This window comes from Halorubrum sp. B52 (assembly GCF_059752555.1).
The window spans coordinates 233,917-254,936 of the sequence record NZ_MWTG01000007.1 but is presented as its reverse complement, the minus strand read 5'-3'; the positions used below and the strand labels follow the sequence as shown (position 1 = coordinate 254,936).

Below are 21,020 nucleotides of genomic sequence, written 5' to 3'. Positions count from 1 at the left end.
TATCGAGGATCCGCACAAAAACGGGTCAGACCGGCCCGAGTGGGCGACGTTTTCTCCGTAGCGTTCCGAAAACGTACACTCTCTGGCGCCGAGAGCGACGAATTTATGCCGCGCTCCCACTCCCTTGTACCTGACATGGTATCCGACCTCGATCGGCGGCGGTTCGTCAAGGCGGCAAGCGCAGCGGGCCTCATCGGCCTGGCGGGCTGCAGCGGCGGCCCGAGCGGCGACGGTTCGGACGGGTCCGACGACGGCTCGGACGGCTCGGACGGCGACGACGGAATGGACGGCAACGACTCGGAGGACGGATCCGACGGCGAGGACGGCGGGAGCGGTCCGGCGGCGAACGTCGGGATGGTGTACGCGACCGGCGGCCTCGGTGACGGGTCGTTCAACGACCAGGCCCAGCAGGGGGCGATACAGGCGGAAGACGAGCTGAACGTCTCGTTCCAGGAGGCGCAGCCGGACGAGGTGTCGCAGTTCAGCACGTTCCAGCAGCAGTTCGCGGAGTCGACCGATCCGGACTACGACCTGGTGTGCTGTATCGGCTTCCTCCAGGCCGACTCGCTGTCGGACACGTCCGAGTCGTACCCGGACCAGGACTTCATGATCGTCGACTCGGTCGTCGACGCGGACAACGTCGCGAGCTACACGTTCAAGGAACACGAGGGGTCGTACCTCGGGGGCCTGATGGCGAGCCTGCTCACCACGCGCGACTTCTCGGCGGGCGCCGGCTCGACCGCGGGCGACTCCACGAACGTCGGGTTCGTCGGCGGCGTCGAGTCCGACCTGATCCGGAAGTTCCAGGCCGGCTTCGAGGCGGGCGTCGCCGCCGGCAGCGACGACGTCGACGTCAGCGTCAACTACACCGGGAGCTTCAACGACCCCGCGGCGGGTCGCGAGGCGGCGACCGCGATGTACAACAGCGGCGCCGACATCGTCTACCACGCCGCGGGCAACACCGGCACCGGCGTCTTCCAGGCCGCGCAGGAGCAGGAGAAGTTCGCGATCGGCGTCGACCGAGACCAGTCGATCACGCGCCCCGACTACGCCGACGTCATCCTCGGGAGCATGGTCAAGCGGGTCGACACGGCCGTCTACAACGCGATCGAAGCGACCGTCGACGGGGAGTTCCCCGGCGGCTCGAACGTCGCGCTCGGCCTCGACAACGACGGCGTCGCGCTCGTCTACGGCGACCAGCTCGGCTCCGAGATCCCCGACGACGTCAGAGACGAGGTCGCGACCGCGCGCGAGGACATCATCGCCGGCGACGTCGACGTCCCGTCGGAAGTCTGAGGAAGTGGTCTCACGGACCGACTGAAGCGAAACGGAACGGACCGACGCCGACGACCGGTTCGCTCGCCGACGCTTCGCGTTCCGCCGTTTCGCGCGCCGACGGTCCGCGCTCCGGTCGGAGTATCGGCAGTTCGGCGTCCCGCTCGGGCCGAATCATATCCAAACATATTCAGTCGCCCTCAAACCAGTGAGTACCAGACCAATGGCCACAGCCGTCCACCTCGACGGGATCACGAAGCGGTTTCCCGGGGTCGTGGCGAACGACGACGTCGACCTCGAAGTCGAGCGCGGCACCGTCCACGCCCTCCTCGGCGAGAACGGGGCCGGCAAGACGACGCTGATGAACGTTCTCTACGGCCTCTACGAACCGACGTCGGGGGAGGTTCGGCTCGACGGGGAGCCGCACGCGTTCGACTCGCCGCGAGACGCGATCGACGCCGGGATCGGGATGATCCACCAGCACTTCATGCTCGTGGACCCGATGACCGTCACCGAGAACATCACGCTCGGCAACGAGCCGCGGAAGTGGGGCGGGCTCGCCGTCGACCGGGCGGGCTCGCGGGAGGCCGTCGTCGAACTCGCCGAACGGTACGGGTTCGACGTCGACCCGGACGCGCGTATCGAGGACGTTTCCGTCGGCGAGCAACAGCGCGTCGAGATCCTGAAGGCGCTGTACCGCGGCGCCGACACGCTGATCTTAGACGAGCCGACCGCCGTGCTGACGCCCCAGGAGGTCGACGAGCTGTTCGACGTGCTCGACGAGCTCACCGCCCAGGGGAAGACGATCATCTTCATCACCCACAAGCTCGGCGAGGCGATGCGCGCGGCCGACGAGATCTCCGTCCTCCGGGACGGGAAGAAGGTGGGGACCGTCGACGCGGAGACGACCAGCCAGGAGGAGCTCGCGGAGCTGATGGTGGGCCGCGAGGTCCTGTTGGACGTCGACCACGGGACCGCGGAGACGGGCGAGGTCGTCGCCTCGGTCTCGGACGTCGTCGTCGAGGACGACCGCGGGGTGCGGGCGGTCGACGGCGTCTCCTTCGAGGTCCGGGCCGGCGAGGTGTTCGGGATCGCGGGCGTGGACGGCAACGGCCAGTCCGAGCTCGTCGAGGCGGTGACCGGTCTCCGAGACCCCGACGCGGGCGAGATCCGGTTCCGCGGCGAGGACGTCACGACCGCCTCGCGGCGCCAGCGGATCGAGGCCGGGATGGCGTACATTCCCGAGGACCGCCAGGATCGCGGCCTGGTGATGGAGTTCGACCTCGTCGAGAACGGCCTCCTCGGCAGCCAGCACGGCGACGAGCTCGCCGCCAACGGCCGGATCGACTGGTCGAAGACGCGTGGACACGCCGAGGCGATCATCGACGAGTACGACGTCCGACCGCCGGACGCCGACGCCGGCGCGGAGTCGCTCTCCGGCGGCAACCAGCAGAAGTTCATCGTCGGCCGGGAGTTCGAGCGCGACCCCGAACTGGTCGTTGCCTCGCACCCGACCCGGGGCGTCGACGTCGGCTCGATCGAGTTCATCCACGAACGGCTCCTGGAGCTCCGTCGCCAGGGCGTGGCGATCCTCCTCGTCTCCTCGAAGCTGGAGGAGGTACAGGGGCTCTCGGACCGTCTCGCCGTCGCCTACGAGGGCGAGTTCGTCGACGTGGTCGACCCGGACGAGACGACCGAGGAGGAGCTCGGCCTGCTGATGGCCGGGGAGCGCCCGAGAGACGACGACGACGGGGGCGGAGGGGGACAGGGCGCGACGGAGAGCGGAGACGCCGACGAGACGGAACGGGACGCACCGGCGGATCCCACGGGCCCCACGGACGCCGCGGACGGTGAGCGCGCGTGAGCGCCGCCGACCGCGCGCGGGACGCGCTCTCCCGGCTCGTCGACGCCTCCGCGACCGAGCGGATCCTGATCAGCACGGCGGCGCTCGTCCTCTCCGTGCTCATCGGTGCGGTGCTGGTGCTCGTGGCCGGGCGGATGACGACGTGTACCGCCGGCGAGGCGGTGTACTACTTCGGCACCGGCTTCTGTTACGACCCCGTCGTCGTCTTCGACCGCCTCTTCCTCGGGGCGCTCGGCGACCCGTTCAGCGGCAGTTGGTCGCCGAACGGGCAGTTCGCGGTCACGCTCCGGGAGTCGACGCTGCTGCTGTTCACCGGGCTCTCGGTCGCGCTGGCGTTCCGCGCCGGAATCTTCAACATCGGGACGCAGGGGCAGATGGTCGTCGGCGCGCTGGCGACCGCGCTCGGCGTCCTCTGGGCGTCGTCGCTCGTGTCCGGCGTCGTCGGCACCGTCGTGCTGATCCCGTTCGGGCTCCTCGTCGGCGCGGTGGGGGGCGGGCTGTACGGCGCCGTTCCGGGGGTGCTGAAGGCGTACGCCGACGCCAACGAGGTGATCACGACGATCATGCTCAACTTCATCGCCACCGGCGTCGCGCTGTACCTCGTCAGCGGGGTCTTCAAGGACCCCAACAGCGCCGCCAACCAGACCGTGCCGCTCCCCGACTTCGCGCAGTTCCCGGCCCTTCTGTTCGGCGGTCGGCAGGACTTCTCGATCGTCGCGCTCCTGTTCGGGCTCCTCGCAGTCGGCGTGCTGTACTACGTCCTCGAGCACACCGCCTTCGGGTACGACGTCCGCACGAGCGGGGTCCAGCCCGAGGCGGCCGAGTACGGCGGCGTCGACGCCAAGCGCACCGTCGTCGCGAGCCTGACGCTCTCGGGCGCGCTCGGCGGTATCGCCGGCGCGATGTACGTGATGATGGTGCTCGGGACGTTCCAGACGGGGATCCCCGCGTACGGTTTCGACGGGATCACCGTCTCGATCCTCGCCGGCAACAACCCGCTCGGCGTCGGTATCGCCGCCCTCCTGTTCGGCGTCCTGAAGAGCGGGACCACGGTCGTCCAGTTCGCGACCGACGTCCCGCCGCAGCTCGTCGGCGTCCTCCGCGGGCTCATCATCCTGTTCGTGGCGATGCCGGAGTTCTTCCGCCTGATGGCCCGCGGGCTGCCGGGCGCGGGATCGGAACCGAAGGCGGTCGCGACGGACGGCGGGACCGCGGGCGACCGGGGGGGTGAGACCGATGAGTGACGCGGCCGCGGACGGCACCGGCGGCGCCGACGCCGACGTCTCGGCCGAGCGCGCCGAGGGAGAGGGATTCCTCGAGCGCTACACGACCCGCGCGCTCGTCGCCGGCGCGACGGTCGCCGCCGTCGTCGCGCTGCTCCTCGCCGGGCTGCTGTTCCCGGACTCGCTCGCCGGGACGCTCGCGGACGCGCTCACGAGCCGGAACACGCTCGCGGCGACGCTGCGCCTCTCCGTGCCGATCGCGTTCGCCGCCCTCGGCGGGATCTTCGCCGAGAAGTCGGGCGTGATAAACATCGGGCTGGAGGGGCTCCTGATCATCTCCGCGTTCAGCGCCATCTACGTCGCCGACCTCACCGGCGGGGTGTGGGTCGGCTTCGCCGGCGGCGTCGTCGCGAGCACGCTGCTCGCGGCGCTGTTCGCCGTCGTGACGATCGGGTTCCGCGCGGACCAGATCATCGCCGGGCTCGCGGTGTGGCTCATCGCGCTCGGGCTCGCGCCGTTCGCCTCGCAGGTGATCTACGGCAGCCCGAACACGCCGACCGTCGCGACGTCGCCGTCGATCAACGTACCGGTGCTCGCCGACCTCCCGTTCTTCGGCGCGCTCTTCTCCGCGTCGCCGTCGGTGTACCTGCTGTTCGCCGCCGTCTTCGGCTCGTGGTACGTCTTCGAGCGGACGGCGTTCGGCCGGTGGATCCGCGCCAGCGGCGAGAACCCGAAGGCGCTCGACACCGCCGGCGTGAGCGTCACTCGGGTCCGGTACGCGGCGGTGCTGATCTCGGGCGTGCTCGCGGGGATGGGCGGCGCGGCGCTGTCGCTCGATCTCGGCCAGTTCACCGGCAACGGCCCGACGATGGTCAACGGGAAGGGGTTCATCGCCATCGTGGCGTACCTGTTCGGCAACTACAACCCGGTCGGGGCGTTCCTCTCGACGATGCTGTTCGCGGGGCTGGACGCGGTCCAGACCGTGCTCCAGCTCCAGGGAATCGGGATCCCCCGTCAGCTCATCCGGATCACGCCGTTCGTGGTGGTCATCCTCGTCCTCGCGCTGGTCGGTCGGACGCGGCTCCCGGAGGCGGCCGGGGAGCACTACGAGACCGAGGAGTGAGACGGCGCCCGGAGGAGGGGGAGGCGATCCGCGGCTCAGTCTTTTCTAGTGTGGTCGCGGAGCACGCCCGCCGCCTCGCGGACGGGTCGCTCCGCGAGCTCGGCGACCGGGACGTCGACCGCGTCGAGGTCGACCCCTTCGAGGCGGGCGATCTCGGCGACGTAATCGGGCGAGTCGAGCGCCGCGATCGTCTCCTCGACGGACTCGGTCGACCGACCGTACCACGAGGCGAGTTCGCCCGCGCCGATCACCTTGTCGTACGCGACGGCGAGCATCAGCGCGGCGGTCGTCTCCGCCCCGCGGACCTCCGAGAGCCACTCCCGGAGCCGGTCCGCGTCGACGTGGTCGAGTCCGGCCATGGCCGCACGCACGGCCGCGACCCCGTTAAAAACGGCGCCCGGACGGTGGGGGTGACCGCCGCCAGCGGTCGTCGATCCGTCGCCGCCGGCGATCGTAGACACATCGGCGGCGGGCGACGGTGAGCCGTCGCAGTCGGGCGGTCCCCTCTCCTCGTGTCGGTCGACAGGGGACCGAATCGGGAACAAAGAGTTTTGCCACCGGGGGAACGACCCACGTGTCATGAGCATCGACGAGTACGACGTCGTCGTGGCCGGCGCCGGGACCGCCGGCTGTTACGCCGCCGCGACGATCGCGAACGAGGGGCTCGACGTCGTCATCGTCGAGCGGAAAGACGAGACGGAGGCCGGTCACATCGCCTGCGGCGACGCGCTGAAGGGCGCCGACGCCTTCCCGGAGGCCATCCCGAAGGAGCGGCTCGAGCCGGCGTTCACGAACACCGGCGTCGACCACGGCCGGTTCGAGATCCCGCAGGAGGACACGGTCCTCGAGATCCCCGTCCCGGGGGAGCTCGCGGTCATCGACCGCTGGGAGTACGGCCGCCGGATCATCGCGGGCGCGGGGGACGCCGGCGTCGACTTCCACTACGACACCGTCATCAACGACGTGATCCAGACCGGCAACGGGCGGGTCACGGGCCTGCGCGCGAAGCGGAAGGGCGACCCGGTCACCTACGAGGCCGACCTCGTCATCGACGGGGCCGGGGCGCTCTCGCTGCTGCAGGACAAGGCGGACTTCGAGGGGACGACGTTCGACACCAACGTGCGCTACTCGCAGTTCTGCTCGGCGTACCGGGAGATCGTCGAGGTCCCGGAGCCGGTCGAGTGGGACGACGCCCTCGTCTTCAAGGCGACCGACCGCGCCGCCGGCTACCTCTGGTACTTCCCGCGGACGAGCACCGAGATCAACGCCGGGCTCGGCTTCCAGATGAACGAGGAGCCGATGCAGCTCGTCGAGGCGCTGAAACGCGACCTGCGGAACCGCCCCGAGTTCGAGGGCGCGACGGTCACGGACAAGCTCGGCGCCGCGCTCCCCACCCGCCGCCCGTACGACTCGGCGGTCGCGCCGGGGTACATGGCGGTCGGCGACGCCGCGGGCCACGTCAACCCGACGACCGGCGGGGGCATCGCCGGGGCGGCGTACGCGGGGAAGTACGCCGGCGAGCAGGCGGTGAAGGCGGTCTCCGACGGCGACGTCAGCGAGGAGAACCTCTGGCGGTACAACACCCGCGTGATGGACCACTTCGGCGGGCGCTACGCCGGGCTCGACGTGTACAACGTGCTCTCGACCGCGGTCGACGTGGACGACCTGATGGGGCTGCTCGCCGCGCTCCCCGGCGAGAAGCTCGCGGAGGCGCTGTACGAGGGGTCGACGTCGATGTCGTTCGGGCTGAAGCTGAAGGCGGCGGTCAAGAGCTTCGGCTACTGGGGGACGATCCGGAACTTCTACCAGACGAAGTCGCTCGCCGACGAGCTGCTCGCGCACTACGAGTCGTACCCGACCAGCCCGGCCGCGATGGCGAACTGGACCGGCGAGCGCGACGCGATCATGGACCGCATCTACGAGACGACGGGCGCCGACGCGAAGTACTGAGGACGGTTTCGACGTTTTCGGACGGCGTCAGTCCCACGTCACCCACAGCAGGAACCCGAGCGCGACCGTCTGGAACACGTGGACGACGACGTTCGCCTGCCACGCCAACGGGGTCATGTCGGTCGCGAACCAGCCGGCCAGCACGGGGTGGTACAGGTAGAAGTACAGCGAGAGCGCGTTCTGCGCCAAGAGCACGGCGCCGAACGCCGCGAGACCGATCGAGTGCTTCGTCCGGAAGGCGAGGTAGTTCCGGGCCCACACCCACGTGAGCGCGGACAGCATCGCGACGTTCGCGGCGACGCTGACCCGCGCGACGACTATCCACTCCATCGCTCACACCCCGCGGGCGCCGTCGCGGTCATAGCGCCAGCCCCTCGGCGATCTCCTCGACGAGGTCCCAGTGGCGCCGCGTCCCGTCCGTCGGGTAGTACACCGTGCCGTAGCCTTCTCCGGTGCGCTCGACGACGCCGTGGTCGCGGAGCACGTCCAAGTGGTGGCGCACCGTCGTGTAGTCCAGGTCGAGGTGCTCGGCCAGCTGGTTCGCGTTCCGCGGGCGATCGTCGATCGCCCGGAGGATCCGGACCCTGTTCGGGCCGCCGCGGGTGCCGGTGAGCACGTACCAGAGGGCGGCCTCCATGCCCGAAAAGAGGGGTTCGCGGCGCCTAAACCTACCGCCGGGGGAAGCGCTCGCACCTCCCGCGGGCGCCTCACGGCGGGGATCTCGGACGACCGGATCTCGACCGGTGGACCCCCCTCACGGACGCGTCTCGGCCACCCGCAGGATCGCCCCGCTCAGCACGTCGACGCCGACAGCGATGTCGCCCTCGACGACGTCGAAGGTGCTCGTGTGGTGGCCGCCCGGGTGGTCGGTGCCGACGCCGACGTAGCACGCGAGCCCGCCGTTCTCCTGGACCCGCCGCATCAGGTACGTGGCGTCCTCGGAGCCGCCGAGGTCGTCGCTGTCGACGACGTTCGTGACGCCCGCGGTCTCGTCCGCGACCGCGCCGACGATCCCGGCGAGGGCGTCGTCGCTGGTCGCGCTCGGCGCCTCCCCCTTCGTCGCCACGTCGACCTCGCAGTCGTGCATCGCGGCGGCCGACTCCAGGATGCGGTCGGCGTGGTCGGACATGTACGCGGCCAGCTCCGTCGTCGCGCCCCGGAGTTCGCCCTCGATGAACGACTCCTCGGGGACAATGTTCGTCGCCGTCCCGCCGCCGACGAGCCCGGCGTTCACCCGGGTCGGGCCGTCGGCGTGGCGCGGGATCGCGTAGAGGTTCTGGACCGCCGCCGCCATCGCCTGCACCGCGTTGCGCCCCTGCTCGGGCCGCGCGCCGGCGTGGGACGGCTCGCCCGTGAACTCCGCCAGGATGTGCCGGACCGCGAGGAACCCGTCGACCCCGCAGACGACCTCGCCGGAGGGGTGATCGAGGCCGACGTGGACCGCGTACAGGTAGTCCACGTCGTCGAGGTGGCCGGACTCGGCCATCGGCTTCCCGCCCGCCACCTGCTCCTCACCCGGCTGGAAGAACACCTTCAGCGTGCCCGCGAAGTCGGAGTCGAGCACGGCGTCGAGGGTCCCGAGCCCCATCGTCGCGTGGGCGTCGTGGCCGCACGCGTGCATGAACCCCTCGCGCTCCGAGCGGAACCCCTCGGCGACGGGGACGTGGTCGGCGTCCTCGGACTCGCGGATCGGCAGCGCGTCGATGTCGACGCGGAGCCCGATCACGGGACCGTCGCCGCGCTCGACGACGGCGACGCAGCCGGTGTACCCCCCGGAGAGCTCGTCGACGACGTCGGGGTCGGCGCCGGCGTCGCGGGCGCGCCGCTCCCACTCGGCGAGCTCCGCGTCGTCGGGGACGTTCAGCCGGTCGTCGGTCGCGAGGGCGTCGCGGCCGACGTGGAGGGCGGTGAGGTCGCGCTTCCGGAGCTCCTCGACGATCCGGGCGGTGGTGTAGAACTCGCGCCACGCGGGCTCGGGGTGGCGGTGGAGGTCGCGGCGGAACTCTCGGTAGGCGTCGGATTCGAGCGCGCTCATAGGCGTCGGTGGCCTCGGGCGGGCTTAAATGATAGCGTGGCGGAAGCGGAGGGTTCCTCCGTACCCTCTGGCCCTCAGCCGTCGTCCCCGGGCCCCAAGCCGTCTCTCTCGGACTCTCTGCCGTCTCCTTCAGACCCTCAGTCGTCGCCCTCCCCCTCGATCCGGTCGGCCTCGCGGACCAGTTCGCCCGCGACCCCGCGGGCCTGTTCCGGCGTGAGGTCGACACGGTCGGCGTGGAGCGGGAGTCGGTCGAGGTCGACGCCGTCCAGTTCGAACTGCAGTGCGACGCGGTCGGCGTCGTCCGCGTCGCTCTCCCGTCCGCGTCCGGTCCCCGGTGCGTCCTCGTCGCTCGATTCCGGTCCCCGTCCGTCGAGCAGTTCGACGGGAGCGATCGGGGCGTAGCGTCGGATCCGCTCGACGGCGTCGCGGACTCCACGCCGCGTCGCGTACCCCTGGCCGGAATCGAGCAGGATGTTGCCGTTGCGGTGTCGAAGCCGGAACCGGTGTTTCCCGGCTCGGTCCGCGTACAGCTCGAACGCCGCGCGGCCGATGTCGAGGAGGTCGGCGTCCGGGGCGTACTCCCGAGCGCGGTCGAGCGAGTCGCGGGCCGCTCGCTCCCCGCCGAACGACCGAGCGCTCCGCGCGACGGGGCGACCGTTTCCCGCGCGGAGCCGCCACCGGTACGACTCCTCCCCGTCCCACGTCACCTCCGGTTCCGTTTCGTCGTCTGCGAGGCCGTCCCGCGCGCGCTCGGCACCTTTCGCCGCCCCCGAACGGGCAGAGTACCCCGTCGGCGACTCGGCGAGCGCACGACCGTTCGGCCCCACCAGCCGCCACCGCCAGGCGCCTCCCTCGTCGCGGTACACCTCGAAACCGGCCGGGTCACACCGGAGGTACGCCGCGGGGCCGACCAGCTCTCGGAGCGCGGTTATCGCCCGGCGAACGCCCCGCCGGGAGGCGTATCCCTCCCCGCCGTCCGCGAGGATGTTACCGTTCTCGTGTCGGAGCCGGAAGCGCGCCTCGCCCGCCCGGTCGGTGTACACCTCGAAGCGGGCGCGGTCCCACGGCTCCTCGTCCGGCACGCCCTCTCGCAAGGTGGTCGCGCCCGCCGCCGGCCGGACTCCGCGCACCGCCGGTCGCCGTATCGCCGTGCTATCCCCCCGCTTCGGTGTCACGTGCCAGATTCCCGGAGCGCCGGCGAGTTGGAGGTACAGCGCGTGTATCTGGATCACCCAGCCGACCGGGATCCAGAGATACGCGTGACCGAGCATCCGCACCCGCCGGCCGATCCCTCCGGGGAGTTCGACGTCGGGGTCCCGCGTCGTCGCGTAGCCGATGGAGATCCCGCGTGCGGGTAACAGCAGCAACGCCAGCCCGATCGCCACCGCGCCCGGTATCGGCCCCGCGACGCCGACGAGCGACAGGAGCAACAGTGCCGGAAACACCGTGTAGAAGGGCGCGCTGACCGAGGCGAACAGCAGCCAGCAGATGCCGACCGTGCGCTTGATCCCGAGCGAACGCCACGACCGCACCACGCTGCCGCCGTGTTTCGCTGTCACCTGCGCCCACCCCCGCGCCCAGCGAACGCGCTGGCGGATCAGCGCGGAGACCGTGGTCGGGTTGAACTCGTGTGCGATCATCTCCGGATCGTAGGCCACCCGCCAGTCGGTCTCGACGAGCAGTCGGAGCGTCAGGTCGATGTCCTCCGTGAGTCGGTACGGCGACCAGCCGCCGACCGCCGGCGGCACCTCGCGCCTGAAGATCGCGGCCGATCCGGCGAAGTGGGCGGCGCCGAACACCTCGTCCATGAAGGCGTGTTCGATCCACGTGCTGTGTTGCCGGTCCGCGCTGACGAATCGCGACAGCGCGCTCTGTTCCGGGTATCTCGCCGCCTTCCGACCCTGAACCACGCCGACCTCCGGGTTCGCCTCCAGCCGCGCCAGCCCCCGGGAGACGAAGTCGGCGTCGACGGTCTCGTCCGCGTCGAGCAGCAGGGCGAACGGCGTCTCGACGAGCTCCCACGCGGCGTTGAGGTCGCCCGCCTTCGAGCCCGTGACGCCCTCCATCACTCGGACACGATCGGGGTACATCTCCCGGAACTCGCGGGCGACCGCCGCGGTGTCGTCTGACGACTTCGCCGCCGGCAACAGCAGAAACCGGAGCCCTGGGAGGGCCTCCAGATTATGCGAGAGGCTCTCGGGCAACACCGACCCCTCGTTGGCCGCGGACACCACGACGGTCACGGGGGCGTCCGGGCCGAGCGGATCCGGGTCGGTCCGGTCGCGACGGAGCCGCTGTCGGGCCTTGAGGACCATCACGTACTCGAAGGCGACGCCGACGGTCAGCAGCGCGAGGTACCCGCCGAGAAGCGGCAGAAACGTTCGGAGGTCGGCCAGAAGCAGCGCGAGGACCAACGTGTTAAACGCCACGACCGTTGCGAACGCGTGTTGGATCGCGGTCGCGCTCACGCCGATCAGCGCCGCCGGCAGTTCGGGGAGGCGGGGCGCGGGCGCCTGCGCCGTGAGCCCAACCACGAGCCCGATGCCGGCGACGACCGCCGCCGGACGCGTCGCCCACGGCGCGGACACTATCGGGTCGGGTTCCGCGGTAAACGCGACGACCACCGCCGCGAGCGCGCCGCCGCCGATCGCCGTGAGTAGCGCGGTCTCCCAGTAGCGCGGATGGCTGTGTGGCCGCGGCGGGGCCACGCCGAGCGCCCGTTGGCGCATCCAGAACACGTGTATCGCCAGCGCACCGAAACCGCTGGCGTACGCCAGCAGCGCCGCCCGCGGAGCGAAAAGTCCGGACTCCAACACCAGCGCCGACCCGAGCAACACCGCGAGGTGGCCGCTGAACGGGACGGCGACCCGTTCGCTACGGGAGGCTCCCGAGATACGAACGTCGATCGCGACGAAGAACGCCTGTACGCCGGCCGTCAGCGAGACGACGCGAACCGACGTCGGGAGGTCGACGACGACCTCGCCAGCCAACAGAAGCGCGACGACGAGCGCGGCGGTTCCGAACAGGATCGCCGCTGCGCCGCCGACGGGGCGGGCGGCGCGGGAGCGCGTCAACCGCCACGCGTCCGCGAGCGCGGCGACGGTCAGCACGGTCACGCCGCCCGAGAGGAGCGCCCAGCCGATCGGATGTCGCCAGAGCCCCACAGCGACGACCCCGACGAGCGCGGCTACCACCGAAACGAACCAGAGATATTCATAATTCCGAGAAAGTATCATTGACAGTAATATGCCAGATGCGTATATATAGATATCTACAGTTATGTCGAGAGACGTCGCGTCGCGAACGGCCCTCCCGTTTCAGATCGGTCGACGCCGCGAAAAGTCAGTCCCGGCGGTGGCCGAGCGGCTTCTTCTGGTCGACCTCGACCTCGACGTGGATCGAGTCGGGGAAGTCGCGGCCGACGACCTCGCGGGCGATGTCGTCGGCGCCGTGGATCTCCATCGAGCGCTTGTACACCGAGTAGCTCCACGGCGAGAACTCGTCGCCAGCGCGGAGCCGCTTGTACAGGGGGACGCGGACGGTCTCGGCGGGCGTGGCGTGCGGGCCCTTACACTCCGCTCCCTTTCGTTCGAGCGTCGACTTGAGCTCCTGGACCGTCTCGGCGAGCACGTCGCGGTCGCCGGAGGCGAAGGAGAGTTTCGTGACGAAGGTCATGGCTGGGGGTCGTCCGCCCATCGTCGGCCGAGGGGTAAAAACGCATCTACCCGCGAGGCCCGCGCGATCGGCGGCGGTTCCGCCCGATCGGCGGTCCTACCGCCCGCCGCGCCGTTCCGAAGTCCGACACGCTCTTTAAGGGTGCTCGCTTACCTGACGACAATGACGGTCGAAGCGACCAGTGCCGGAGCCATCCTCTTCCGCGACACCCGCGGCGAACGGGAGTACCTGCTCCTGAAGAGCCGACCGGGGGACTGGGAGTTCCCCAAAGGCGGGGTCGAGGGGGACGAGGAGCTCCAGCAGACGGCGATCAGGGAAGTGTCGGAGGAGGCCGGAATCGAGGATTTCCGGCTCATCGACGGCTTCCGAAAGGAGTACGACTACGTGTTCGAGGCGAACGGCGACACCATCCACAAGACGGTGCACCTGTTCATCGCGCGCTCGTTCGAGGCGAGCGCCGAGATCTCGAACGAGCACCGCGACCTGCAGTGGCGCGACTACGACCAGGCGCTCAACACGATCACCCAGAACGGGCCCCGCGATATCCTCGAGGACGCCCACGACTACCTCGACAAGCGGAAGGACGAGGAGAGCGGCGACTACGTCTGAGCGGTCGCCCCGCTCCGGGGAGTCGATCCCGCCTCTGAGCGACCGCGCGGGCGATCGACGCCCGTCGCCGCCGGCGGTTCGTTTTTAAGCGCCCCCGCGCTATCGCAGCCGTGACTCCGGACGCCGAGTTCGGCTACGAGCTCCTCGTCTGCCGGTACGCCGAGCTGGCGTGGCACCCGAGCGACGGCCCGCGCACCGCGCTCGTCGCCCGCCAGCTCGGCACGCAGGAGCGTCGCTGGGACACGGTCGTGATCGAGATCGATCCCGCGGCGTTCGCGGCTCGGCGAGCCTTCGGCGAGCGGACTATCGACTCCGACCTCCTCCACGTCGTCCGGCACGCGCCCGCGGACTGGTCGTGGTACCGCGACGCGCTCCCGCACCCCGGCTACCCGTGGCGCTACGTCCGGCAGGCGGTCCACCGCGCCGCGGGCCGGGACCTGATCGAGAAGCGCCGGCGGAACAACCGGATCCAGCTCCGCCGAGTGCGACCGTACCCGGACTGGGTCGAGCGGGTCGTCGCGATCGAGAACAAGCCGGACCTCGACCGCTCCGCGGCCGACCGGCTCGCCGAGCAGCTCTCCCACGACGTCGACACCGGCCTCGCAGACGAGGCGTGGCTCGCGACCGAGACGACGGGCGAGCGCGTCGAGCCCGCGCTCCTCCGCGAGATGCCGGTCGAGGCCGGTATCCTCGCGACCGACTTCTCCGAGGGCGTCCGCGCCGACGCGGCGAGCGTGGCGTGGCACCCGAGCGACCTCTCGCCCGGCGGGTCTCCCGGCGGCGACGACCCGGCCGGGCGCGCCGAGTCGCGCGACCCCGAAACGGAGACCCTCCGGCTGGAGATCGCCGAGCGCGCCTACGGCAAGGGGTGGCGCTCGTTCCACGACACGATGCGGCCGGACTGTCGTCACTTCGAACTGCGTCGCGAGGGGCGCGCGCTCGTCCCGTACTGCGCGGCCAAGGGGAAGGTCCCCACCGCGCGGGAGTGTTCCGGCTCCTGCCCGTCTTTCGCGCCCGAACCGCCGCAGTGGCGGACGAAGGGGTGGCCGATCGAGGGCGGTCCCGGAAAGGGGTTCAAACGGGTGTTGGAGCGGCGGCGGGACCGGGAGCGCGACGGGATCGAGTCGGGTCGCGACGGCTGACGGTTCCCCGCGCGACCGACCGCTTACGCCAGCGCGGCAGCGAGCTTCTCCACCGGGTGCGGCGGCTCGGACGCGTCGCCGTCGCGGTCCTTCAGCTGCGTCCGGCAGGAGGCGCCCGGGGCGACGACCGCGTCGCCGTCGCTCTCCTCGACCTGGTCGAAGAGGATCCGCCCGATCGCCTTGCTCATCGAGTAGTGCTCGGCCTCGTAGCCGAACGAGCCCGCCATCCCGCAGCAGGAGGAGTCGAGCGGGTCGACGCCGTAGCCGGCGCGGCGGAGCACGCCGACCGCGTGGTGGTCCTTCTTCGTCGCCTTCTGGTGGCAGTGACCGTGGTAGGTGAGCGACTCGGTGGGGGCGTCGAGGGCGAGCGCCTCGTCGAGCCGGTGGGCGTCGACGTACTCCATGATCCCGTAGGTGTTCCCGGAGACCGCCGCGACGTCGTCGTCGGGCACGTCGCTGGCGTCGCCGTCGAGCAGGTCGTGGTAGTCGCTCTGGAGCATCACGGCGTCGGTCGGCTCGACGACGACCACGTCGCGGCCCTCGCGGACCTGCGGCGCGAGCGTCTCGACGGCGTCGGCCGCGGCCTTCCGGGACTCGTCGAGCATCCCCTTCGAGTGCGGCGGGCGGCCGCTCCCGTCGACGTCGGGGATCTCGACGTGGCAGTTCGCGGCCTCCAACACCCGGACCGCGGCCTTCCCCGCGCCGGGGTTCGTGTAGGTGGTGTACACGTCGGGGAACAGGAGGACCTCGCGGTCGGCCTCGGCGCGGGGGACGCCGGCGCCGCCGCGGGCCTCGAACCAGTCGGTCAGGCTCTCCGAGCGGAAGGTCGGGAGGTCGCGCTCGCTCGCGATCCCGAGCGCCTTCTCCATGACGAGGCCGGCGCCGGGGAGCTTCCCCGGGAGGTTCGAGAGCGGCGCGAGCTTCGAACCGAGCGGCGCCAGCCGCTCGAAGTTCCCGAGCAGCCGGGTCCGGAGGTCGACCCCGTGCTCCTCGTGATGGGCGTGCTCGACCTCGGCCTTCAGCTTCGCCATGTCGACGCCGCTCGGGCAGTCCACCTTACACCCCTTACAGCCGACGCAGAGGTCCATCACCTCCGTGACGAACTCGTCGTCGGTGGGGTCGTCGGGCAGCTCCCCCGAGATGGCGCCGCGGAGCATGTTCGCCCGGCCGCGGGTCGCCTGGATCTCCTCCTCCGAGGCGCGGTAGGTCGGACACATCACGCCGCCGGTCGTCTCCTGTGGCCCCCGGCAGCCGCCGCAGCCGTGACAGAGCTCGACCATCCCCCGCATCCCGTTGTCGATCGCCCACTCCATCGCGGGGTCGAAGCCGGCGTCGTACTCGTACTCCGAGTCGAACCGGAGGTGCTCGCTCATGTCGTGGTCGCCGCAGACGTTCCCGGGGTTGAGCAGCCAGTCCGGGTCGAAGGCGGTCTTGAGCTCGCGGAACGACTCCCAGAGTTCGTCGCCGTACAGCTTCCGATTCCACTGGGTCCGGGCGTGTCCGTCCCCGTGCTCGCCGGAGACGGACCCGCCGAGCCGGACCACGGCGTCGGTGACGCGGTCGGCGATGTCGACCATCGCCTCGACGTCGTCGACCTCCTTCGTGTTGATCAGCGGCCGGATGTGGAGCACGCCGGGGCCGGCGTGCGCGTAGAACGTCGCGAACGTGCCGTTGTCCTCGAGGATCTCCTGGAACTCGCGGGTGTACTCCGGGAGGTGCTCCGGCGGGATCGCGCAGTCCTCGATGAAGGAGATGTGCTTCTCGTCGGTGGTCCGCGACAGGAGGATCGGGAGGCCCGACTTGCGCATCTTCCAGAACCGGTCGCGCTGCTCGGCGTCGTGCGCCTCCATCGCGTGGACCGCGCGTCGCGGCTGGCTCGTCACGTCGGCGGCGCCCTCGCTCGGGTCAGCCTCCGTCTCGGGGCGGGGCCGGTCGTCGGTCGCGCCCACTCGGTCGGCGACGAGGTCCGCGACCTTCTGTCGCCCGTCCGCGTCGCCCTCGGCGTAGAACTCGACGAGGAGCACGGAGTTCGTCCCCTCGGGTAACATGCCGACGACGTCGGCGAACTCCGGCGTGTCGGCGGCGAGCCCGAGGAGGACGTCGTCCATCACCTCGACGGCGGCGGGGTCGTGCTCTAAGATTGGCGCCACGTCCTCCATCGCGTCGAGGAGGTCGTCGTACGTTAAGAGCGCGACCGCCTTCGTGTGCGGGATCTCGACGAGCGAGACGGTCGCCTCGGTGACCGTCGCGAGCGTCCCCTCGCTGCCGGCCATGAGGCGGGCGAGGTTCACCACCCCTTCCTCGCCGTACTCGCCGCGGTGCTCGGCGAGCAGCCGGTCGAGGTTGTAGCCGGAGACGTTCCGCTTCATCTCCGGGTAGCGCTCGTCGATCTCGTCGGCCTCCTCGTCGAGGATCCGGACGATCTCGGCGTGGATCCGCGGGAGCAACTCGTCGGCGTCGGGGTCGGCCGACTCCCGGAGCTCGTCGACGGCGACCTCGCCGAACGCGGTCACCGTCCCGTCCGCGAGCACGACCTCGGCCTCCTCGACGTAGTGGTCCGTCTTCCCGTACTTCAGCGAGTGCGAGCCGGTGGAGTTGTTGCCGATGGCGCCGCCGACCGCGGACTTGTCGCGCCACGCCGGGTCGGGGGCGAACTTCAGCCCGTGCGGCTCGACCGCGGCGTTGAGGTCGCCGACGTACGCCCCGGCCTGTACCCGGGACGTCGCCGCGTCCGGGTCGGTCGAGAGAATCTCGTCCATCGAGTCGGTGAGGTCGAGGACGACCGCCTCGTTCACCGTCTGCCCGGCGAGCGACGTGCCGCCGCCGCGCGGCAGCACGGGGATTCCCTCCTCGAAGCAGTACTCCTGGACCGCGGCCACGTCCGCTGTCGACTCCGGCATCACGACGCCGATGGGCGTCACCTCGTACGCCGAGGCGTCGGTCGCGTACAGCCGCTTCGAGTAGTCGTCGAACCGCACGTCGCCGTCGACTCGGCGCTCGAGCGCGGCCACGAGCTCCGGCCGCTCGGTGTCGCCCCCGGTGTAGTCGAAGTCCCCCCCGTCCCGCGGGTCCGGGCCCGGCGTGTTAGTTGCCATGAGATACCGTCACGGTCGAACTATGAAAAATCCCCTGACCCCGCGGAGCGCGCGGGAGTCCGAGCGCGGTCGAGAGCGCGACCGCCGACCGCGGAGGGAGACGGAGCGAGGGCCGGCGTCGCCGACGCGCGGGAGCCGGCACAACACCCATATATGTCCCCTTGAATGGTGACGTATGTCAGTCGCCGACCGCTCGACGTTCAAGCGTCGCCTCGACTCCCTCGGCGTCACCGTCTCCGAGGGCCCCGAGAGCGCGTGTGCGGAACTGATCGACGAGGCCGCCGGCGACCCGGCGGTCGGCGTCGCGCTCGACGCCGGTGCCCTTCCGGACCGCGTCGAGACGGACCCGACCACGGCCGAGCTTCGCGCGGCCCACACCGGCGTCACGGACGCGGAACTCGGCGTCGCCGCGTACGGGAGCGTCGCGATCGAGGCCGACGGCGCCGGCACGGAGCCGGTGAGCCTCTTCGTCGACCGCCACGTCGTCGTCCTCCGCGAGGCCGACCTCGTCCCGGACATGCCCGACGCGTTCGAGTGGCTCGGCCCGAGGGCGCGCGACGAGTCGACCGACGTGGTGTTCGCGACCGGGCCGAGCGCGACCGCCGACATGGGCGGGCTCGTCCACGGGGCGCACGGCCCGAAAGAGGTACACGTGGTGCTGTTGCGGGAGGGCGACGGGGACGGCGGCGGGGAGGACGGAGAGTCCCCCGATCCCGAGGTGACCGCCGATGAGTAGCGACGCGACGAAGGGAGACCGCCTCCGCGAGCTGATGGCGACCGAGGGCGACGCGGTCGCCGAGAACACGCGCGGGTTCAATCAGGGGCGGTACGAGTCGACGGGCCGGCTCGACGACTACGAGGAGCTGAAGGCGGAGGCCCGCGGGATCAAGGAGGACGCGATCGCGCGGCTTCCGGAGCTGATCGACGAGGTGAAAGCGTCGGTCGAGGCCAACGGCGGCACCGTTTACGTCGCGGACGACGCGGCCGACGCGAACCGGTACATCACCGAGCTGACCGCCGAGGAGCGCGACGCCGACCGCCTCGTGAAGTCGAAGTCGATGACCAGCGAGGAGATCGAGGTGAACGAGGCGCTGGAGGCCGAGGGCGTGGAGGTGGTCGAGACGGACCTCGGCGAATGGGTGCTCCAGCTCGCGGACGAGGCGCCCTCGCACATCGTCGCGCCGGCGATCCACAAGTCCCGCGAGGGGATCGCGGAGCTGTTCGCGGAGCGGTTCGACCCCGACGACCCGCCGGAGACCGCCGAGGAGCTCACGATGTTCGCGCGAGAGCGGCTCGGGGAGCTGATCGAGGGCGCCGACGTGGGGATGACGGGGGCGAACTTCGTCGCGGCCGACTCCGGCACCATGCTGCTCGTCACCAGCGAGGGCAACGCCCGGAAGACGGTGACCGCGACGGACACCCACGTCGCGGTTGCGGGCGTCGAGAAGCTCGTCCCGACCGTCGAGGACTTCTCCCCCTTCGTCGAGCTCATCGGGCGCTCCGGGACGGGACAGGACGTGACCTCCTACATCTCCACGCTGACCCCGCCCGTCGGCTCGCCGGTACCCGACTTCGAGGACGACGACGAGCCCCTCGCCGACGGCTCGGGCGACGACCGCGACTTCCACCTCGTGCTCATCGACAACGGCCGGATGGAGATGCGCGAGGACGAGCAGCTGAAGGAGACGCTGTACTGCATCCGGTGTTCCGCCTGCTCGAACGCCTGCGGCAACTTCCAGAGCGTCGGCGGCCACGCGTTCGGCGGCGAGACGTACTCCGGCGGCATCGCGACCGGCTGGGAGGCCGGCATCGAGGGGCTCGACACCGCGGCCGAGTTCAACGACCTCTGTACCGGCTGCTCGCGGTGCGTCCCGGCGTGTCCGGTCGGCATCGACATCCCGTGGATCAACACCGTCGTCCGCGACCGGATCAACCGCGGCGAGGCCGACCCCGGCCAGACGGACTGGATGTTCGAGGAGCTGGTCCCCGACGAGGAGCCCGCCGGGCTCGACCTCGGCACCCGCATCGTCGGCAACTACGAGACGCTGGCGAAGTGGGGGAGCCGGACCGCGCCGATAGCGAACCGACTCTCGGACGCGGGCCCGGTCCGCGCCCTCGCCGAGCGGGTCGCCGGGATCGACCGCCGTCGCGACCTCCCCGAGTTCGCTGGCGAGCCGCTCGTGGACTGGTTCGAGGCCCGCGGCGGCTCCCGGGTGTCCGCCGACGAGGCCGAGCGCGAGGCCGTGCTCTACCCCGACACGGCGACGAACTACGTCGACGTCGATCGCGGGAAGGCCGCCGTCCGCGCGCTGGAGGCGCTCGGCGTCCACGTGCGAGTCCCGGACCTCCCGGGGAGCGGCCGCCCGCCGCTCTCGCAGGGGATGATCGCGACGGCGGAGTCGGCGGCCGAGGACGTTTACGCCGGCCTCGCGACCCACGTCGACGCCGGCCGCGACGTGGTCGTGATCGAACCCAGCGACCTCGCGATGTTCCGGAGCGAGTACGAGAAGCTCCTCCCGGAGGCCTCCCACGAGCGGCTCGCCGCGGCCAGCTACGACGTGATGGAGTACGTCTTCGGGCTGCTGGAGAACGGCGGGGACCCGAGCGAGCTGCGAGCGCCGGCCGAGGGGACCGGCCCGGTGGCCGCCGGGAAGCGCGTCGCCTACCACCCGCACTGCCAGGCTCGGACGATCGGCGTGGGCGAGCACGCGACCGCCGTGATGGAGGCGCTCGGCTACGACGTGCGCGTCTCCGACACCGAGTGCTGCGGGATGGCCGGCTCGTTCGGCTACAAGCACGACTACTACGAGCTGAGCATGGACGTCGGCGAGCCGATACGGGAGCAGTTCGGCGACACCGACCGCACCGTCGTCGCCGCCGGCACCTCCTGCACCGAGCAGATCGACGCGCTTCTCGGCGACGCGCCGATGCACCCCGTCGAGCTGGTCGCGCCGCGGGAGTGAGGCGTGAGGGGGAGGGCGACCTCGCGAACACCCGATCCGCGTCTGACGGGCGTCGTTCGACAACGA

Annotated in this window: 16 protein-coding genes; 9 read left to right on the top strand and 7 right to left on the bottom strand. The window is 70.9% G+C overall.

Annotated elements, in window-relative coordinates; all coding sequences use genetic code 11:
• Window positions 1–135: 135 nt before the first annotated feature.
• From B4V04_RS02745 to B4V04_RS02730, 4 genes are all read left to right on the top strand, one after another.
• Window positions 136–1,296: a BMP family lipoprotein gene (locus tag B4V04_RS02745; protein WP_498228954.1), complete on the top strand. Its 1,161-nt coding sequence runs from the start codon at window positions 136–138 to the stop codon at window positions 1,294–1,296.
• 202 nt (window positions 1,297–1,498) lie between these two features.
• On the top strand, window positions 1,499–3,139 hold the full coding sequence (locus B4V04_RS02740) for an ABC transporter ATP-binding protein (RefSeq protein WP_498228953.1): 1,641 nt from the start codon (window positions 1,499–1,501) through the stop codon (window positions 3,137–3,139).
• Window positions 3,136–4,383 carry an ABC transporter permease gene (locus B4V04_RS02735; RefSeq protein WP_498228952.1) on the top strand — a complete coding sequence of 416 codons (1,248 nt, stop codon included), beginning with the start codon at window positions 3,136–3,138 and terminating at the stop codon, window positions 4,381–4,383. Before B4V04_RS02740 ends, B4V04_RS02735 begins: the two co-directional genes overlap by 4 nt.
• Window positions 4,376–5,485, top strand: a complete 1,110-nt coding sequence (locus B4V04_RS02730; RefSeq protein ID WP_498228950.1) for an ABC transporter permease — start codon at window positions 4,376–4,378, stop codon at window positions 5,483–5,485. Before B4V04_RS02735 ends, B4V04_RS02730 begins: the two co-directional genes overlap by 8 nt.
• A gap of 35 nt (window positions 5,486–5,520) precedes the next feature.
• Here B4V04_RS02730 and B4V04_RS02725 read toward each other — a convergent pair whose 3' ends face one another.
• A complete protein-coding gene (locus tag B4V04_RS02725) occupies window positions 5,521–5,844 on the bottom strand; it encodes a hypothetical protein (RefSeq protein ID WP_498228948.1) in 324 nt (107 codons plus the stop codon).
• Window positions 5,845–6,064: 220 nt separating this feature from the next.
• Here B4V04_RS02725 and B4V04_RS02720 point away from each other — a divergent pair, with 220 nt between their 5' ends.
• Entirely contained in the window at window positions 6,065–7,435 is a 1,371-nt protein-coding gene (locus B4V04_RS02720) for a geranylgeranyl reductase family protein (RefSeq protein WP_498228946.1), read from the top strand.
• Between the two features lie 27 nt (window positions 7,436–7,462).
• Here the strand turns inward: B4V04_RS02720 and B4V04_RS02715 are convergent, their stop codons facing one another.
• The 5 genes from B4V04_RS02715 to B4V04_RS02695 all read right to left on the bottom strand — a co-directional run bounded on the left by B4V04_RS02715 (window position 7,463) and on the right by B4V04_RS02695 (window position 13,145).
• Window positions 7,463–7,765: a DUF8036 family membrane protein gene (locus B4V04_RS02715; RefSeq protein ID WP_498228944.1), complete on the bottom strand. Its 303-nt coding sequence runs from the start codon at window positions 7,763–7,765 to the stop codon at window positions 7,463–7,465.
• 28 nt (window positions 7,766–7,793) lie between these two features.
• Window positions 7,794–8,072, bottom strand: a complete 279-nt coding sequence (locus tag B4V04_RS02710) for a winged helix-turn-helix domain-containing protein (protein ID WP_498228943.1) — start codon at window positions 8,070–8,072, stop codon at window positions 7,794–7,796.
• A 117-nt stretch (window positions 8,073–8,189) separates the two neighbouring features.
• Window positions 8,190–9,470, bottom strand: coding sequence for an amidohydrolase (locus tag B4V04_RS02705; RefSeq protein ID WP_498228941.1), 1,281 nt, complete (start codon window positions 9,468–9,470; stop codon window positions 8,190–8,192).
• A gap of 137 nt (window positions 9,471–9,607) precedes the next feature.
• Window positions 9,608–12,706, bottom strand: coding sequence for a DUF6360 family protein (locus tag B4V04_RS02700; RefSeq protein WP_498228940.1), 3,099 nt, complete (start codon window positions 12,704–12,706; stop codon window positions 9,608–9,610).
• A gap of 106 nt (window positions 12,707–12,812) precedes the next feature.
• Complete coding sequence (locus tag B4V04_RS02695; RefSeq protein WP_498228938.1) at window positions 12,813–13,145, bottom strand: 30S ribosomal protein S10; 333 nt, start codon at window positions 13,143–13,145, stop codon at window positions 12,813–12,815.
• 162 nt (window positions 13,146–13,307) lie between these two features.
• Here B4V04_RS02695 and B4V04_RS02690 point away from each other — a divergent pair, with 162 nt between their 5' ends.
• Window positions 13,308–13,754, top strand: a complete 447-nt coding sequence (locus B4V04_RS02690) for a bis(5'-nucleosyl)-tetraphosphatase (protein ID WP_498228936.1) — start codon at window positions 13,308–13,310, stop codon at window positions 13,752–13,754.
• 110 nt (window positions 13,755–13,864) lie between these two features.
• The gene (locus tag B4V04_RS02685) at window positions 13,865–14,896 is read left to right on the top strand and encodes a DUF5787 family protein (RefSeq protein WP_498228935.1); all 1,032 of its coding nucleotides are present in this window, start codon (window positions 13,865–13,867) and stop codon (window positions 14,894–14,896) included.
• A gap of 23 nt (window positions 14,897–14,919) precedes the next feature.
• Here B4V04_RS02685 and B4V04_RS02680 read toward each other — a convergent pair whose 3' ends face one another.
• Window positions 14,920–17,991 carry an FAD-binding and (Fe-S)-binding domain-containing protein gene (locus B4V04_RS02680; protein ID WP_498228933.1) on the bottom strand — a complete coding sequence of 1,024 codons (3,072 nt, stop codon included), beginning with the start codon at window positions 17,989–17,991 and terminating at the stop codon, window positions 14,920–14,922.
• 175 nt (window positions 17,992–18,166) lie between these two features.
• Here B4V04_RS02680 and B4V04_RS02675 point away from each other — a divergent pair, with 175 nt between their 5' ends.
• A complete protein-coding gene (locus B4V04_RS02675) occupies window positions 18,167–18,727 on the top strand; it encodes an LUD domain-containing protein (RefSeq protein WP_498228931.1) in 561 nt (186 codons plus the stop codon).
• Window positions 18,720–20,954, top strand: a complete 2,235-nt coding sequence (locus B4V04_RS02670) for an LUD domain-containing protein (protein ID WP_498228930.1) — start codon at window positions 18,720–18,722, stop codon at window positions 20,952–20,954. The genes B4V04_RS02675 and B4V04_RS02670 overlap by 8 nt, the downstream gene beginning before the upstream one ends.
• The last annotated feature ends 66 nt before the right edge of the window (window positions 20,955–21,020 follow it).